This is a genomic window from Xanthomonas sp. NCPPB 3583, assembly GCF_041475715.2.
GTDB lineage: Bacteria > Pseudomonadota > Gammaproteobacteria > Xanthomonadales > Xanthomonadaceae > Xanthomonas > Xanthomonas euvesicatoria.
This window is the reverse complement of sequence record NZ_CM191263.1, coordinates 1,358,620-1,375,939: the sequence shown is the minus strand read 5'-3', so window position 1 is coordinate 1,375,939 and position 17,320 is coordinate 1,358,620. Positions and strand designations below refer to the sequence as shown.

The window sequence follows — 17,320 nt, the reverse complement described above, 5'->3', positions numbered from 1 at the left end:
GGCGCTTTAGAGCGGCTTACAACGTAGCGAGCAGTCGTCAGGTGGGTGCGGACGGTGCACTCAAAACCGGCATGGACGCGTGGTACATGCCGATTCCGGGCACCGGCCGCGCCCGCCTGGCGGCTGCGCAGTCGTTTTGTTCGCTGCTCTTAGAAGCGGTGCGACAAGCCGACGTAGACCTGGGTGTCGGGCGTGCGGTCGTTGAGGCCGAAATTGGCGCCTACGTCCAGCTGCAGGAGCGGATTGAGCAGATACGACGCCGCGATATCGGCCGAGTACTGCTCCACGGTCTGCGCCGGATCGCGGTTGATGGAGGACCACACCTCCACCGCCATCGACAACTTTGGTGTCAGTGGGCGCGCCAGATTGATCACGTTGACGATGGCCACATGCTTGCCGCTGCCATCGCTGTCGGCCAACCAATCCAGTTCCGGACCGAACGTCAGCGAGAAGCTGCTGGGCAGCACGAAGTTGACCGGCAGCGCCAGGCCGCCTTCCCAGGTGTCGTTGCCCAGGCCGGTACGCGCGGTGGGTGCCTTGACGAATGGCAGCAGCGCCACGCTGGCGGTGTCGCTCTCGTACACACGCGCCTTCATGCGCAGATAGAGATCGCCGCCGCCGCTCAGGCTGCTGCGCGCGCCGGTGGCGCGGTCGGTGGTCTTGACCTGCAGTTGCGGCGCCCAGTTGAGCTGCAGATCGATGCGGTCGCTGACGCCGTACTTGAGCGTGGGATTGGTGAAGTACGCCGTTTCGGTGCGTGTGCCGGGCTGGCTGTCGCGCGTGTAATTGCCGATGTCGGTTTCCAGCTGCCAGTCGCCAGCCGGCACGGTGCAGGTGGCATTGGCCTTGGTCGGCCGATCGGTGCAGAGCGCCGCGTCGGTGGCGTCTTGCGCCTGCGCCTGAACTGCGAGGCTGCTCAGCGCTGCCGTAACGATGACGGCGAGCAGTGTCTTGCGGGAAGACGAGCGCGAGGTGATGGTGGGCATTGCGGTGATTCCAGGGCAAAGCGCAGCACGAATCGCATGACCGTGCCGCGTTGAAGAGTGGGAAATGGTGCGTTACGACGCGCGGTATGGCGGCGCTGCGCTTGGTCAACGGTGCCGCAACTGCGGTTTTTTCGGGGAGGCGTCGGTGCGGTCGCGATGCGATGCACACGCCCACTGCAGGGAAGTGCGCGGGCCTGCACTGCCAGACACTTGCCTGGCGTTGCGGCGTCATGCACAGCGCATGAGCGCACCACGGTCTACCGGGTGGTTGGGATCAGATCAGTCCAGCATGCAGCACTCGTGGCGCACCGTTGTGCGGGAGACGGCACGATAAGCAGCAGCGGCATAAAGTCGCTATGCACGGCAGTTGCGCAGGGCGTAAAGCCGGCGCAAAGACATTGAATCTGATGGCGGGTTAGCGGGTGGCTGTGCAGGCCGCGATGCCCGCATGCGGCAGTGCTGCACGGTTCGCATGCGGTGTGCAGGACGCAGTGGCAGCGATGCAATCGAAACGGCGAATCGAGCTCCATCGTGCGCAGGACCTGGCGCCATTGCAGCGCTGGCATGTCTTCGCCAGGTAAAGCCCGGCGGCCCAGACAGCTGTTTGCCGTTCCCTCACAGCTGTGCTGGATCAAGCTGCGCGCACAACCAGGCGCCGCTTGCAGATGGCGCATGCGGGGCGCATGCGCCATCTGGCATCACACTCAGGCGGCCTGTTCGCCGCGCTTGCCAACGCGATACAGCAGCCAGCCGACCAGGGCCAGAATCGCCAGGCCGACCCACTGGTTGAGCTGCAGCGCGGCCGGCAATGCCAGCACGTCGGCGCGGCTGGACAGCACGATCGGCACCGCAATGGCGATGCCCATCAACGCCTCGCCGGTGATCAGGCCAGCGGCAAACAGCACGCCCGGGCGATGCACGCGGTCACGGCCGTCTTCGTCGTCGGCACGGATGTTGTGGAAGCGCTCCACCAGATGCGCGATCAGGCCGCCGAGGAAGATCGGCACCATCAGTTCCAGCGGCAGATAGATGCCGATGGCCGCGGCCAGCACCGGTACACGGAAGCGCTTGCCGGTGGCCTTCAACCATTCGTCCAGCGCGATGATGGCCGCGCCCACGCCGGCACCGATCGCGATCATGCTCCACGGCAGCTGGCCGCCGAACAGGCCCTTGGCGACCGAGGCCATCAGCGTCGCCTGCGGCGCGCCCAGCGAGTTGGGATGATGTGGCGTTGCTGGGCCGATGCCGTAGGCTTGAGCCAGCAGGTTCAGCACCGGCGCCATGATCAATGCGCACGAGAACGCGCCAATACCCAGCATCAGCTGCTGTTTCCACGGTGTGGCACCGACCAGATAACCGGCCTTGAGATCTTGCAGGTTGTCCCCGCCCACCGCCGCCGCGCAGCACACCACCGCACCGATCATGATCGCGGCCACTGCGCCCAGCGGTGCAGCGCCGATACCCACAGGCACCAGGCCGCTCTTGCCGAGCAGCAACACCAGCACCGCCGAGGCGAACAGGATGGTGGAGATGGTGATGCCCGACACCGGGTTGTTGGAAGAGCCGATCAAACCGGCCAGATAGCCCGAAACGGACACGAACAGGAAGCCGGCCACGATCATGATGATGGTCATCGGGATCGACACATGCCACTGCTGCACGATGGCCTGATACAGGCCCAGCAGCGGCAGCGTGCACAACACCAGCGCCACCAGCATCCACTTCATCGGCAGATCGCGCTCGGTCTCTGCAACCACGCCGCCGCCACTCTTGCGCGCAGCGGCAAAGCCGCTCTTGACGCCGGAAAACAGCGATTTCCGCAGCGAGAACAAGGTCCACACGCCACCGATCAACATCGCGCCGACACCCAGGTAGCGAATCTTCGCGCCCCAGATGCCGAACGCTGCATCGGCAGCCGACGCATCGACCAGGCTCTGCGCCAGGGCCGGGTCCGAGCCCATGAAGAACTGCTGGTACAGCGGGATGGCGATGTGCCAGGACAGGATCGAGCCGGACAGCACCACGATGCCCACGTTCAACCCGACGATGTAGCCCACGCCCAGCAGCGCCGGCGACAGGTTGGTGCCGATATAGCCCACCAGCCGGCTGCTGCCCAGGTAGGTGGCCTGCGCCCAGGTGTCGGGAATCACGCGCAGGCCGCTGGCCGCAGCCAGCTTGACCAGCGCTCCGATGGCGCCGGAGACGGCCAGGATCTTCAGGCCCGGGCCGGGATTTTCGCCGGCCTTGAGCACTTCGGCCGCCGCCTTGCCTTCGGGGAACGGCAGCGGGTCTTCGACGATCATCGAGCGACGCAACGGCACCGAGAACAACACGCCAAGCAGGCCGCCCATGCCGGCGATGCCGAGCACCCACCAGTACTTGAAGTCCGGCCAGTAGCCCATGATCACCAGCGCGGGGATGGTGAAGATCACCCCGGCCGCGATCGACGAGCCGGCCGACGCACCGGTCTGGACGATGTTGTTCTCCAGAATGGTGCCACCGCCCAGCAGGCGCAGCACACCCATCGACACGACGGCCGCCGGGATGGCGGTGGCGATGGTCAGGCCGGCGAACAGGCCGAGGTAGGCATTGGCGGCCGAAAGCACGACCGCCAGCACGATGGCCAGCGCGACGGCACGGAAGGTGAGCTGGCGCGGCTGCGCGTCGTGGCTCATTGGGCATTCCCCTGTAGGCAAAAAATCCGCACCACGCTAGCGCCTGCGTCCACGCGAGTCCAGCTGCGGCGCGGCGTGACAGTGTGCGTGCGATGGCGGGTGGACGTCGCAGGGGCAACCCGACGCACGCGCTGCCGGCTGGGTTGCAATCTGTCCGATCGCGGCGGTATCCGGCGCGTTGGCTGTTGAGGACGCGGGCACGTTTCGAACCACGCTCACCCCAGCGTCGATACAGGTACGCCGCGCCGTGCAATTGGCGTCAGCTGCTGCCGGGTGGATGTTATTGCGCTAATGCGCCTGCCGGGATCTGCGCCCGGCGCGGCGATCACTGCACGGCAACAGCCCGACACCGCGCGTGCGACGCCAGGCGCAGAAGAGTGCGCGTGCGCCGCTACGCCGGGAATGACGTAGCAGCGCATCCTGCCGAGGGTTAGTGCAGCAACTCGGCAAAGGCGCGATCGGCCTCGATGACCTCCGGCAGCGCGGCGAACAACGCGTCCAGATCCACGCCGTCCATCAGCGGGCTGCGTATCGCTTCCAATGCCGCCGCGGTGGCGCCGCCATGTGCATGCAGCGCATCGCAGACCAGTACCGCCTGGGCCACCAGCAATGGCATGCGTGCCCCGTCCGGGGCCGCGGCGGGCCGGACCTGGTACGCGATGGCGTGCTGGATCACCACGGGCAGCTGCCAGCGCCGTGCCAGCTCGGCCCCGACTTCCGGGTAGCCGAAGCCCAGTTGCAGGGTTTCTTCGGCCGCATGACCGGCAGAGGAGGTTTCGTGATTGATGCGGCTGGCGTATTCCGGCGCACCGGACTGGATCAAGAGCTCGCCGATGTTGTGCATCATCCCGCAGGTGAAGGCCGTCTCCGGGTCCAACCCCTGCTGGCGCGCCAGCAGGCGGCAGATGCCGGCCACTTCGAAACTGTGCCGCCAGAAGGCCTTGAGGTCGAAGCCCGGGCCAGCCCGGAACGCGCCCGTCATCGCCGACGCCAGCACCAGGGTGCGCAGGGTATTGAAGCCCAGCCGCATGGCCGCGTCTTCCACGCTGGTGGAATCGCGCAGGCCATGGAAGCGCGCCGAATTGGCCAGCCGCAACACTTTGGCGGCAATCACCGGATCGCGCTCGATACTATGCGCCAGCGTATCGATATCGGTCTGCGGATCGTCGAATTGACGGATCAGGTCTTGCGCCACCTTGGGCACGGTGGGCAAGGTGTGCAACTGGTCGAACAACGCCTCCAACTTCATGATCGCCTCGTGGGTGAAAGACAAGCCAGCGCGGCTGCGCGGACCTGCATGGTGTAGCACGGACCGGTTCACTGCCAATGACCGACGGCAGGATGATTCACTCAGGCTTCTGGCTGGGTCTGTACAGCGCACTGCCTCACCGCGTGGCCCGACTGACAGAAGAGGCAAGCGAACTGGACAGTTCGACGAGGCGACCGTCTCGGTGACCCTCAGTCGGCCTTGGCGCCACCCAGCGATTTGGATAAAAACGCCAACAGCTGGGTGTAGAACGCGCGTCGATGGGGCTCGGTGTAGAAGCCGTGGCCTTCTGTGTCGAAGTACAGCGTTTCCACTGGGGTGCCGGCCTGGCGCAACGCTGCTTCCATTCGCTTGCTGTGCTGGATGGGCGCGCGCTCGTCTTCGCCCCCTGCGGCCAGAAACACCGGCACCTTGATCTGCCTGGCCAGACTGACCGGCGAACGCGCGGCCAGGGTGGCCGGATCGCCCAACCATTGCTTGAGATAGTTCTCGCCGGAACCGCGCTTCTGGATATCGCCGCTGGTGAACATCATCGGCAAGTCGTAGACGCCCACATACCCGGCCGCGCACGCATACAGGCCCGATTCCTTGGCCGCACCCATCAGGGCTGCGTACGCACCGTAACTGGCGCCAAAGATGCAGATCTTGCGTGCGTCCGCATACCCCTGGTCAATCGCCCAACGCGTTGCATCGGTCACATCGTCCTGCATGGTGCCGCCCCACTGACGCGCGCCGGCGTGCTGGAAGTGGCGCCCATAATTGCCAGAGCCGCGGAAATTGATCTGCAGCACCGCATAACCCGCTTGCGCCAGCAGTTGCGCATCGTCGTCGAACTGCCAGCTGTCGAAGATCTCGAAGGGACCGCCATGGGGCATCACCACCATTGGCAGATGTTTGTCGCCCCCGCTGCGCGGCAGCGTGAGATACCCATGCAGTGGCACCCCGTCACGTGCCTGCAGTGCAATCGGCTGCACGGTGGCCGTGCGCTCGGGGTCGAACCAGTCGCGCCGACTGATCACATGCTGGGCTTTGTTCTGTTGCGTATCGAACACGTAGAAATCGCCAGGGTTGCTGCCCGAATAGGCTTCAAGCATCACGTAGCGACCGTCTTTGGTGCTGGAGGTCACGCGCACCGCATTGCCGGCAAAGGCCGCCTCCAGGCTGTGATACATCCGCGCCTGTGCCCCATGCTCGTCGAAAAAGCGGGTGCGGGGGCGGTCGGCCATGAAAATGGCGCCGACCGGGATGGTGGTGCCGTTGCGGTAGATGATCTCCAGGGGGTCGGCCACCGCGTCGCGCAATACCTGCTCACGGCGATTGGCCTGGATGTCCCAGCCGACGATCGCATCGGGGCCGTCGGCACTTTGCACGCGCAAGTACGCAATGCGCTCGTCTTGCGAAAAACCCAGCGGTGTTTCGACATGGCCACTGACCTGCTCGTCATTGATCAGCGCCCATTCGTCGCCCGCGCCCTTGCGGTAATACAGCTTGCTGACGTTGTCCGAGCCCGCCCCCTGCGCGAAGCGCACCTGCCCATGATGGTCGGTGGTGAAGCTGGCGCGCTGAATCGGCGCACGCGCAAGCGGGAGGCGGCGGCCGGTGGTGACGTCGAGCTTTTCTGCGCGCGTATAAGGATCCTGCCCCGACATCGGCCAGATCGCCACGATCACGCTGCGGTCGTCGTCGGGCAAGGGGTCGGTCAGGAATGCGGCCACCGCTTCGGTCTTCTTGACCTTGATGTTGGTGCCAAGGCCGGTGCCGCGTGCGCGGTAACCCACCAGCAACTCGGCTCCGGTGCCATCGGCATTGATGGCATACAGCTCGCCGGTCGGCAGCGGCTTGTCGAGCAAGCCGTACTTCTGTGCAATGGAGATCAACACGCGGGTGTCGCTGACCCAGGCGAAATCGCTCACGTAGGTGTTTTTTTCCAGCACGAAGGTGGCGCCGATGCTGTTGTCCGAACGCCGCATGATCGCAAGGGCGGTCTTGTCTTCCATCGGCACGGTCGCGGCGAAATACGCGCCGCTGGGCGATAGCTTGATGTCGGCGAACTTGTCCTTCTTGATATAGGCGCCGACATCCACCTGGGCCGTGGCAGTGCCGGCCGCCATCAGCAGCACCAAGGCCGCAGGAATGATCCATTTCCGCATGTACGACTCCGTGTTGTAGGCAAACCGATGGCGAAATCTAGCAGCAATCCATGCACCTAAAAAGCGTCAATGGAAATCGCGCGAGGGCAGCTGCATGTCGCCGAGCAGGTTGCTGAGGTCGTACAGGTCGCCGGCGATGAGATGCTCTACGCCGTCCACGCGTTCCCAGCGACCGCGCACGGCGAGCAGGCGCGATTCCAGTAGCGCACGGCGGCGACGCAGCGCAAGGTGCGACCAGACGATGACGTTGATCATGCCCTGCTCGTCTTCCAGGGTGACGAAGATGGTGCCCTTGGCGGTGGCCGGGCGCTGGCGCTGGGTAACCAGGCCGGCCACATGCACGCCGCTGCCATGGCGGCGGCCCTGCAATTCGCGCAGGCCCAGGATGCGCCGCTGGCGCATCTGCGGGCGCAGCAGCGCCATCGGGTGCTGGCGCAGACTCAGGCCGACCGAGCGGTAATCGGCAAGGATTTCTTCGCCGGCGCGCGGCGCCTCGAACGCCACCGGGCGCTCCTCCGGGCTGCCCGGCAACAGGGGGCGGCGCGCCTCCACGCCGGCCATTGCCCAGCGCGCGGCGTTGCGGTTGCCCACCATGCCGTGCAAAGCGCCGGCTTCTGCCAATGCCAGGCGTGCTTTTTCGTCGAGTGCGGCGCGCAGGCACAGATCGCCGATATCGGCGAACGCCCGCTGCGTGCGTGCGGCAACGATGCGCTGCGCCACCACTTGCGACAGTCCGGCGACCTGCCGCATGCCCAGCCGGATCGCCGGTTGTTCGCCGGGATCGGCAGCGCTGCGCCACGGCCGGCCGCCGACCAGGGTGTTGTCCCAGTCGCTGTGCAATACATCCACCGGCAGCACCTCCACACGCTCGCGCTCGGGGCTGCCGCGGCGCGCATCCTGCACGATCTGGCTGGCCGAATAGAAACCCATCGGCTGCGCGTTGAGCAGCCCGCAGGCGAAGGCGGCCGGCTCGTGGCGTTTGAGCCAGCAGCTGGCGTAGACGAGCTTGGCGAACGAGGCGGCATGGCTCTGCGGAAAACCGTAGGAACCGAAACCCTTGATCTGTTCGAAAATCTGGTCGATGAAGCTGGAGGCGTAGCCTTTGCCTTCCATCAATGCGCGAATGCGCACGCGATGCGATTCCATGTCGCCACCGCGGCGCCAGGCCGCCATCGAACGGCGTAGCTTGTCGGCCTCGTCAGGGTCGTAGCCGGCGTGGATCACCAACTCCATGACCTGCTCCTGGAACAGCGGAATCCCCAATGTCGGCCCGAGAATTTGCTCTACGCCTTCGGAGGGATAGTTGATCAGGCTCTTGTCCTTGCGACGTTGCAGGTACGGATGCACCATGTCGCCCTGGATCGGGCCAGGGCGCACGATCGCCACTTCGATGACCAGGTCGTAGAACTCTGCCGGTTTGAGCCTTGGCAGCATGGCCATCTGCGCACGCGACTCGATCTGGAACACGCCGACCGTATCGGCGCGCTGGATCATCTTGTAGGTCGCCGCATCCTCATCCGGCAAGGTCGCCAAAGTGTAGTCGCGATGACGGTGGCCACGCACCAGGTCCAGCGTCTTGCGAATGCAGGTCAGCATGCCCAGGGCCAGGCAATCGACCTTGAGCAGCTTCATGGTTTCCAGATCGTCCTTGTCCCACTGGATGATGGTGCGGTCGGCCATCGCGGCATTTTCCACCGGTACCAGCAACGACAACGGCTCGTCGGAGATGACGAATCCGCCCACGTGCTGCGACAGATGCCGTGGGTGATCGCGCAGGTGGTCTGTCACGAGCAGGATCTTGTTGATCAGCGGGTTGGCCAGATCGAAGCCGGCTTCTTCGATGCGCTGTTCCATCGGTGTTTCGCCATTGCCCCAGCCATAGCAATTGGCCAGCAAGGCAATCTGGTCCGGTGGCAGACCGAAGGCCTTGGCCACGTCGCGCACCGCGCTCTTGCCGCGATAGCAGATCACCGTCGCCGCCAGCGCTGCGCGTTCGCGCCCGTATTTGGCGTAGACGTATTGCAACACCTCCTCGCGGCGTTCGTGCTCGAAATCCACGTCGATGTCCGGCGGCTCGTTACGCGCCTTGGACAAGAAGCGCGAGATCAACAATCGCGTCTTGCTCGGATCAACCGAGGTGATGCCCAGTGCATAGCAGACTGCCGAATTTGCTGAAGATCCACGCCCCTGGCACAGGATGTCTTTGGAACGCGCAAACCGCACCACATCCTGTACCGTGAGAAAAAAAGCCTCGTATTCCAGTTCGGCGATCAACGCCAATTCGTTCTCGATGTCGTCGCGTATTTTCTTCGGCACCCCATCCGGCCAGCGCTCCCGCATCCCGGCTTCAGTGAGCTGACGCAGATAACTGGCAGGCGTATGCCCCTGCGGCACCAATTCTCTGGGATAGGTGTATTGGAGCTTGGAAATGTCGAAGGTGCAGCGTTGCGCCAGCTCCACCGTGGCCTGCAACAACCCATCCGGGTAGATATTGCCCAACGCGCGCCGGGTGCGCAGATGGCGCTCGCCATTGCGGAACAGGTGTGCGCCGCATTCGGCCAGCGGCAGCGTGTGACGGATGGCGGTCAAGGTGTCTTGCACGATGCGCTCGCGACGCTGCGCCATATGTACATCGCCGCTGGCCAACGCGGTCATGCCCAACTGCTGCGCCAGCGCTTGCAGGACCTGCAGGCGTGCGACATCGTCCTGTTCGCGATGCAATTCCACTGCCAGAAACGCCCGCTCGCCGAAGACCTGTTGCAACCAGGCACCCTGCTCTGCCTGCGGCTGCGCACCGGGCAGCCACAGTGCAAACACGCCCGGCGCCACATCGCGAAACTGCGCTTGCACCTCGGCCCGCCCCACGCGATAAGCGCCCTTGCTGGCCGCGCGCCGCGCGGTGGTGATCAGCGCGCACAATTGCGGATAACCGTGCGCATTTTCCACCAGCAGCACGAAGCGGGTGCCATCGACCAGGGCGAATTCGCTGCCGACAATCAACCGCACCCCGGTGGCGCGCGACGCTTCCAGGCCACGCACGATGCCGGCCAGCGAGCATTCGTCGGTGATGGCCAAGGCGCTGTAGCCGCAGTGTTGTGCGCGCACGAACAGCTGTTCGGCGCTGGAGGCGCCACGCAGGAACGAGAAGTCCGACAGGCAGTGCAGCTCGGCATAGGCGGGCAAGCCATCGGCAACGTGCGCATGGCTGATGTCGTCGTTGGCCGCGCGCAACCGTGCGGCCACATTCCAGGCGCGCGGCATGCGCCCGCCGGGCGTGTCGCGGTCTACGCCATCGATGGCGTCATCCCAGCTCATGGACGGCTGCCTTCAACAGCGCGCTGCGCCAGACGGTTTTTGCAATGCGTAGCAGATCGCGCCGTTGCAGATGCTGCTGCTCTTGCCTGCAGCCCTGGCATCGGCCACGTGCGCCCCAGCCGCAACCACCAGACAGCCGGTACCTGCTCCGATACCGCGCGAACATACGCGCGCTCACGCGAACCATCCATGCAGCATCCAGCCGTCCACCCGACCGGGCGCGGCGAAGGCCCAACCACGCCGGCCGCGCGCAGTCTCCACCACGTAGTAATCGCGACGGGCTTCATCGTCGTCCCACCAACCGCTTTCCAGCCGTTCCGGGCCGGACACGATGCGCAGGTGCGGGTCGTGCAGCGGCACCGGCTGCGGCAGCAACCAGGTGGGGCGCGGCGGACGCGGCGGCGCAGCAGCTTCGCGCACCGCATCGCCGATGGCGCGACGCCACGCGCGCTCCGGGCGCGGGTCGTCGGCCGGCAACACGCGATAGACCGCGTCATCGCCAAGCCGTGCACGCAGGCGCTCGCGCAGTTGCGGCCACTCCACCGATTGCTGCGCGCGCTGATCGAACAGGTCGCGCATGGCCGGTACGAACGGTGGCAGCTGCCGTGCCAGCAAGCGCATCGCCACCACCGGCCGCGGAATCTCCACCCGCTCCAGCCGATTGCGGGCCAGCTCGAACAGCAAGGTGGGTGCGCGTTCCGGCGTGAGCAGACCGATCTCCACATCGGTCGCGCCTTCTTCATGCTCCAGGCGCAATAAAAACCGCTGCACGCCGCCATCGCGAATGGACAGATACGTGCACAGGTCGCCGATCAGCCGGCGCAACGGAAACAGCAGCGCTAGATGCGTTTCCACCTCATAGCCCAGCTCCACGCGGTGGTCGAAGTGGTCTGGCGGCGCGTAGCACTCCAGTGGGTCGTCGACCTGCCCGTAGAGGCGATCCAGATGATCGAGCAGGCCCGCACCAAACCGCCGGCGCAACCCGTCACGCGGCAGGCCGCGCACCGCCGCGAGCGTGCGCACGCCCATGTGCTGCAGGCGCTCGCCGGCATCGTCAGGCAATGCAGCGCGGCGTACAGGCACCTTGTCGAGCGTGCTGTGCAGGGCCGGCAATTGCGTCACCACCATGCCGTCGCGCAGCCCAGCCAGCACGCGTGCGGCGCGCGGCGTGGGCGCCAGCGCAAGCCGGTGCTGGAAGCCCAAGGCCTGCAGCTCATCGCGCAGGCGACGCTCGAAGCGCGGCCAGGGGCCGAACAGGCGAAAGCTGGCACCGGCTTCCAGCACGATGGCGCGCGACCACTGCTGGCTGACCAGCGAACTATGCCGATACGCCCAGGCCGCAAGAAACCGCTGCGTGCGCGCTTCGTTTTGCGCGTCGTAATCGATGGTGCGTACCTGCGTCATCAAGGCATGCGCCGCCGATAGCCGCATGCCGGCCTTCAACCCAGCTGCGCCAGCGGCAGCATTGACCGAATGCAGGCTGCGCAGCTGCGCCGGGCCTTCCACCAGCGCCAGTGGCGCCTGCGGTTCTTCCAGACGCCGAAGGACGGCGTCCAGCGCCAGCTGCGGCAGCAATATGCAGGCCCACAACATGCGCGCGCCTCAATGCGCCAGCCGCAACGGCTGCGACGGCACCTGCCCGCCCCGGCATTTGCGCACCTGCCAGGCATCGCGCTCGGGCAGGAATTCCAGCCGCAAGGCCGCCGGCGATGCATTCACCGCATGACGGCGGTCGCGCAGTGCGAACGCGCAGCAATTGCCGCTATCGGCCGCCACCTGCAACCGGCGCAGCGCACGCGCATCGCCGGTCTGCGGCCAGCCCAGTACCGCAGCGCATGCGCCGCTGCGCAGGCATTGTTCGAACGCCCATAACGCTTCGCGCGGCTCGGCCTGCACCACTTCCAGATGCTCCAGCACCACCCCGCCCGCCTGCCAGGCCGGCGCGTAGGGAATGAACGGCGGTGCCACCAATACCACCCGGCTGCTGCTGGCGGTCATGCGTGCCAGCGTGGGCAGCAACAAGGCGATCTCGCCGATGCCATGCGCAGGCAACAACAATTCGGTCAAGGCACGCCGCGGCCAGCCGCCATCGGGAAGCAATGCATCCAATGCCACATGCCCGGTGGATTCACCGCCATTGGCGGTGGCCGTGCCCTGGCCTGCACGCCAGACCGTGCGCGCGGCCAGCAGGGCGTCCAACGGCAGTGCCACGGCCGCATTGCCGTCCTGTCTGATGCGCGCCGGCTCCTGGCTCATGTCAGCCCTGCCGGATCAGGCCGCAGTACAGCCCTTCGATCGCGAAGTCGGCATCGGCCGCCACCACGATCGGCGCATGCGCGCGATTGCGCGGCAGCAGGCGGATCCGTTCGGCGCCGCGCTCCAGGCGCTTGATGGTGATTTCGCCATCCACCCGCGCCACCACGATTTGCCCGTCGCGCGCCTCGTTGCTGCGATGCACGCCCACCAGGTCGCCATCCAGAATGCCGTCATCGATCATCGAATCGCCCTGCACCTGCAGCAGGTAATCCGGGCGCAGCGAAAACAGCGCGCGGTCCAGCCAGAGCTGACGCTCCAGGCCGATATCCGCACCGATCGGCAGACCTGCTGCCACTCGCCCCAGCACCGGCAAGGCCAGCAATGCATCGCGACCGGCGCCTCCCGGTACACGGATGCCACGTTTCTGATTGGGCAGCAGCTCGATCAATCCGGCGTCGGCCAGCGCCTGCACGTGCTTTTGTGCAGCATTGCGCGAGGCAAACCCGAAGGCCTGCGCGATCTCGGCCAGACTGGGCGAGACGCCCGCCAGGGCCTGCTCCTGCAGGAACGCCAGCACGGCGGCACGTTGGGGGGGAAGCGATGGCATCGGGGCGAGGCAGCAGGACGGGACAAGGTGTACATTTGTACACCCATCGATCGCAGCAGGCGAGACTGGCGTGCTGAGCCGGTTCAGCACGCCACTTGCGACTGGCTGACGACAAGGTTATAACTTTCGTAATAACGCGAGATGCCGCCATGAAACTCAAGATCACCGCCATCGGCAATTCCGCCGGCATCATCCTGCCCAAGGAACTGCTGGCCCGCCTGCGGCTTGGAAAGGGCGACGAACTCTATGCACTGGAAACGCCCGACGGCATCAGGCTGACCGCATTCGACCCGACGTTGGCCGCGCAGATGGATGTGGCCGAGCAGGTGATGCGCGAGGATCGCCAAGTGCTGAACAAGCTGGCCAAGTGAACACGCGCATGCTGGTCTGGATCACGCACGCACTTGCATTGGCGATCCACGAACGTCAATTGAGCGAGCACGGCGGCGCAAGCGGAGTGCGCGACGAGGCACTCTTGGCCTCGGCACTGGCACGCCCGCAGCAACTGTTTTCCTACGGCGATCCTCCACCCGATCTTGTAGAGCTGACGGCCAGCCTGGCCTACGGGTTCGCGCGCAATCATCCGTTCGTAGATGGCAACAAACGGACTGCCCATGTGTGTTATCGGGTTTTTTTGCTACTCAACGGCGCCGAACTCATCGCTTCGCAGGAAGAGAAATACGTTGCCATGATGGGCCTAGCCGATGGCGCGTGGAGCGAAGCGACGTTTGCGCAATGGCTGCGACCTCGCGTGCGTTTGCGCGCGGACACGCATGTACACGAACCGCAGGGCCACTACGGCTGAAAACAGGCCTGTGGCACGCGACGCGCTTGTCTGGCATTGCATGCGCAGTCTTGGATCCACACGCCGCAACCAGTCAGCACTGACGTCGCTGCATGGCACAGATGCTCTTACTCGGCAAGCTTCCGTGTCGCCGCCGCTTTCTTTGCAGCGGCCTTGCGTACTGCCGGGCCCTTGGTCTTGGCCGCCTTCTTTGCTGCCGTCGAACGGTCGCTGGCAGTGCGCTTTTTTGCGGCACCCGTGGTCTGTTTGGACAATGCCTTTTTGCCTACTGTCTTCTTGGCGGCAGTGCCCTTGCTGGCGGTCTTGAGGGCTTTCTTGGCACCGGCCGAGCGCGTAGGCGACACCGGCTTTTTGGAGGCTGCCGCTGCCTTGTCCTGCGCGGCTTTTTTCTTGGTGGCCTTGGACGCGGAACTGCGCGGGGCAACGTCCACGCCATCGCGGCGCGCCTTGGACAAGCCGATCGCAATGGCCTGCTTGGTACTTTTCACACCATGCGCGCCGTCGCGCACTTGGTCGATTTCTTCTTTGACATATTCGCCGGCCTGGGTGCTGGCCGATTTTCCTTCGCGCTTGTCCTTGGCAGCAGCGCGGCGTGTCTTGGCCTGTGGCATGGCACTTCCCCTGTTGTGGATGGCAACTCGATGTAACAAGCGCCGCGTCAATGCGCAGTGGGCGCGGTGCTCACCTGGCGTTGAAGCCTGCCTGCCGCTTTTTCCAGGTCATGCACCCGCGCCGTGACCGATCCACTCAACGACATGCGAAACCGCCAGCGATCACGCCCCCTCACCGGCTGGCAAGGGTTCGCCTTGGGCATCGTAGGCAGGCGGGTGATAGAAATTGACCGTCTTCAACGGTGTGCTCCCGGTATTGCGGATCTCATGGGTTTCACCGCGCTCGATGGCGATCAGGCTACCGGCCTGCAGTGCATGCGTCTGCCCCTCGATCACCGCCTCGCCGGTGCCGTCCACCACGTACAGCCATTGATCGGCACCACGGTGGCGATTGTCTGGCCCGCCCTCGCCCTGGCCCGGTGCAATCGCCATTTCGGCAGCTTGCACCTGGCGCACCGAAAACAGCACCTTGAACGCGTCGGTCAATGTCAGTTGTGCAATCTGCATAAGGCACTCCTCAGGGTTGAGGCGATGCTGAGGCGACGCACGTCAAGGTGCTGGCAACATGCTCAGCCGTTGCGGCAATACCAGGCCCAAATATGTTCGGGCACATGTGCCTGCACGGGAAGATCCAATGCGCGGTAACCATCGAGTACATCGCGCAGCGCACGTTGTGCTGGCGTGGGGCCGACCAGGCCATCCAGTTCGTCCGCACTCAACTGCACCGCGGCCCAGTCGTAGAGGCGATCGATACGCTGGGCCATCGCCGCCTGCAGCCAGTCGCGCAACACGAACACGCGATACCCGCCCTGCTGCAGTTGCGCGACTGCACGTTGCAATGCCTCGCCCACGCCCCGAAACCATTCGGTATGCCCACCGGCCACTGCGCGGATCGCCATCGGTGGCGGTGCGTTGTGCGCAAGCAGCGGGCGCCGCAGTTGCAGTTCGAGATCGCGCGCATCGCGCTCGCGCTCGGTTTCCACCAGCAGCCCGTGCTCCAGATCGAAAAAATCGAACCAGCGCGGATGCAGGCTACCGATGCGCCCCAGCGGATCGCGCGAGAAACCGATCTTGCAATGGTCTTCCCACTGGCATGGGAACACATAGGTGAAGCAACGTCCGTCGATGGCCACTGGCGTGCTGCCAGGCGCGCGCACGCTCATCGGCGACCTGCATGCGCTTGGGTCGGCTGCACCGCGCGCGCATCCTCCGGCGCCGGTTCCCACCCGAACACGCCACGCCCGCCATAGCGATGCGAATCGCGACGTTCCTGCGCGATGTAGTCGTCCACCGTCGGCCCTTGCGCGCTGGCTTCGAGTCGACGCGCCTGCGCGTCAAGCCGCGCAATCGCCTGCAAGCGTTCGTCGTTGCCCAGTCTGGCCTGCTGCATAGCTTGCTTGAGTACGCCGATGGTGTGATCGAGCACGCGTGTGGGCACCGGGAACGGTTGCCGGTCCTTGCCGCCATGCGCAAGCGAAAAGCGTGCCGGGTCGCTGAAACGGCATGGCGTGCCGTGCATCACTTCGGCCACCATCGCCAGCGAGCGCAAGGTGCGCGCACCCACGCCGGGCACTTGCAGCAGCGCGGTGAAATCGCGCGGCCCCGCTTCGGCAGCGGCGGCCAAGCTGGCGTGCAGCCGTCGTGTGATCACGTTTTCGCTGCGCACGTCATGATGGTCGGGCATGCACAGATGCGGTTGTTGTGCCGGGTCCCAGGCGTGCACGGCGAACAGATCGCCGGTGAGCGGACCTTGCGCCGCAGGCGCCTCCACACCCGCAATCCGTTGCCACTGCTGTGCCAGCCGGTCCGGCGCGGTGCTGCGCAGCAGTTCCACCTGCGCATCGCGCGAGGCAGCGGCGCGGTGGTCGGCGAGATTGACGATGTTGCCTTGATGCGCGCCATCGATGGCAGCATGCGGCGCATCCACAAAACTGCTCAGGCCTTCGGAGAGCCAGTGATACCGGCGTGCCTGCTTGCGCTGCCCATGCATGCCTTGCTGCACCACCACCCAGCGGCCATCGTCGCTGACGATGAAGCCGTGCAGATACAGATCGAAACCGTCCTGCACGGCAGCGCTGTTCACCTTGGCGACCAGGCGGCTGGCCTGTGCCAATGCGGCGCCGTCCAACCCGACCGCATCGCCCACGGCCAGCAACTCCGAAGGCGTGGCACGCGAATGCCGGCCGCGCCCGCCACAGACATGAATGCCCAGTTCGCCGGACAGTGGCGTCAACCCACGCTTGAGCGCGCCGATCACGCTGGTGGTAATGCCGGACGAATGCCAGTCCATGCCCATGACCGCACCGAACGACTGAAACCAGAACGGGTGCGCAAGCCGCCGCAACAATTCATCGCGCCCATAGCTGTGCACGATCGCCTCGCACATCACTGCGCCAAGCCGCGTCATCCGCTCACCCAACCAACGCGGAACGCGGCCTCCATGCAAGGGAAGATCCGCACTACCACCACGCCGGCTCATTGCTGCCACCTCGTCTTCATGCCGCCAGGATAATGGCGGCACGTCGCAACAGCTGGGACACCAGCACCACGACGCATGCGCAAAGCTGACACATTCAGCGCACCGCGTGACACTCCACACAGTGCCCGCCTGCACGCTCGCGCCATGCAGGCACGAGCGTGCAGCGATC

Annotated in this window: 14 protein-coding genes and 1 other RNA gene; 2 read left to right on the top strand and 13 right to left on the bottom strand. The window is 65.4% G+C overall.

All coding sequences use genetic code 11. The annotated features are described in order from the left end of the window. Positions 1-13: 13 nt before the first annotated feature. The 9 genes from ACCQ07_RS06205 to lexA all read right to left on the bottom strand — a co-directional run bounded on the left by ACCQ07_RS06205 (position 14) and on the right by lexA (position 13,256). Positions 14-88, bottom strand: a non-coding RNA gene (locus ACCQ07_RS06205) — sX9 sRNA. A gap of 61 nt (positions 89-149) precedes the next feature. Then, positions 150-986, bottom strand: a complete 837-nt coding sequence (locus ACCQ07_RS06200; RefSeq protein WP_029818882.1) for a transporter — start codon at positions 984-986, stop codon at positions 150-152. Positions 987-1,690: 704 nt separating this feature from the next. Continuing rightward, on the bottom strand, positions 1,691-3,661 hold the full coding sequence (locus tag ACCQ07_RS06195) for an OPT family oligopeptide transporter (RefSeq protein ID WP_372363905.1): 1,971 nt from the start codon (positions 3,659-3,661) through the stop codon (positions 1,691-1,693). Positions 3,662-4,091: 430 nt separating this feature from the next. Beyond that, positions 4,092-4,910 carry an HDOD domain-containing protein gene (locus ACCQ07_RS06190; RefSeq protein ID WP_033478574.1) on the bottom strand — a complete coding sequence of 273 codons (819 nt, stop codon included), beginning with the start codon at positions 4,908-4,910 and terminating at the stop codon, positions 4,092-4,094. Between the two features lie 209 nt (positions 4,911-5,119). Beyond that, complete coding sequence (locus ACCQ07_RS06185; protein ID WP_041470025.1) at positions 5,120-6,712, bottom strand: alpha/beta hydrolase family protein; 1,593 nt, start codon at positions 6,710-6,712, stop codon at positions 5,120-5,122. Between the two features lie 432 nt (positions 6,713-7,144). Next, positions 7,145-10,393, bottom strand: a complete 3,249-nt coding sequence (locus ACCQ07_RS06180; RefSeq protein WP_372363904.1) for an error-prone DNA polymerase — start codon at positions 10,391-10,393, stop codon at positions 7,145-7,147. Positions 10,394-10,567: 174 nt separating this feature from the next. Continuing rightward, on the bottom strand, positions 10,568-11,986 hold the full coding sequence (locus tag ACCQ07_RS06175) for a Y-family DNA polymerase (protein ID WP_218489170.1): 1,419 nt from the start codon (positions 11,984-11,986) through the stop codon (positions 10,568-10,570). A 9-nt stretch (positions 11,987-11,995) separates the two neighbouring features. After that, the gene (gene imuA / locus ACCQ07_RS06170; protein WP_011346702.1) at positions 11,996-12,649 is read right to left on the bottom strand and encodes a translesion DNA synthesis-associated protein ImuA; all 654 of its coding nucleotides are present in this window, start codon (positions 12,647-12,649) and stop codon (positions 11,996-11,998) included. Between the two features lies 1 nt (position 12,650). Further along, the gene (gene lexA / locus ACCQ07_RS06165; RefSeq protein ID WP_031421534.1) at positions 12,651-13,256 is read right to left on the bottom strand and encodes a transcriptional repressor LexA; all 606 of its coding nucleotides are present in this window, start codon (positions 13,254-13,256) and stop codon (positions 12,651-12,653) included. A 149-nt stretch (positions 13,257-13,405) separates the two neighbouring features. Between lexA and ACCQ07_RS06160 the strand changes: the two genes are divergently transcribed. Further along, entirely contained in the window at positions 13,406-13,627 is a 222-nt protein-coding gene (locus ACCQ07_RS06160) for an AbrB/MazE/SpoVT family DNA-binding domain-containing protein (RefSeq protein WP_008574105.1), read from the top strand. 8 nt (positions 13,628-13,635) lie between these two features. Beyond that, complete coding sequence (locus ACCQ07_RS06155; RefSeq protein ID WP_011346700.1) at positions 13,636-14,061, top strand: type II toxin-antitoxin system death-on-curing family toxin; 426 nt, start codon at positions 13,636-13,638, stop codon at positions 14,059-14,061. Positions 14,062-14,168: 107 nt separating this feature from the next. Here ACCQ07_RS06155 and ACCQ07_RS06150 read toward each other — a convergent pair whose 3' ends face one another. The 4 genes from ACCQ07_RS06150 to ACCQ07_RS06135 all read right to left on the bottom strand — a co-directional run bounded on the left by ACCQ07_RS06150 (position 14,169) and on the right by ACCQ07_RS06135 (position 17,151). Next, positions 14,169-14,672, bottom strand: a complete 504-nt coding sequence (locus ACCQ07_RS06150; RefSeq protein ID WP_071118372.1) for a DUF6496 domain-containing protein — start codon at positions 14,670-14,672, stop codon at positions 14,169-14,171. Between the two features lie 162 nt (positions 14,673-14,834). Then, entirely contained in the window at positions 14,835-15,179 is a 345-nt protein-coding gene (locus ACCQ07_RS06145) for a cupin domain-containing protein (RefSeq protein ID WP_008574109.1), read from the bottom strand. Between the two features lie 62 nt (positions 15,180-15,241). Continuing rightward, the gene (locus ACCQ07_RS06140; protein WP_008574111.1) at positions 15,242-15,835 is read right to left on the bottom strand and encodes a GIY-YIG nuclease family protein; all 594 of its coding nucleotides are present in this window, start codon (positions 15,833-15,835) and stop codon (positions 15,242-15,244) included. Then, on the bottom strand, positions 15,832-17,151 hold the full coding sequence (locus ACCQ07_RS06135) for a DUF763 domain-containing protein (RefSeq protein WP_372363903.1): 1,320 nt from the start codon (positions 17,149-17,151) through the stop codon (positions 15,832-15,834). Before ACCQ07_RS06135 ends, ACCQ07_RS06140 begins: the two co-directional genes overlap by 4 nt. Positions 17,152-17,320 lie beyond the last annotated feature (169 nt).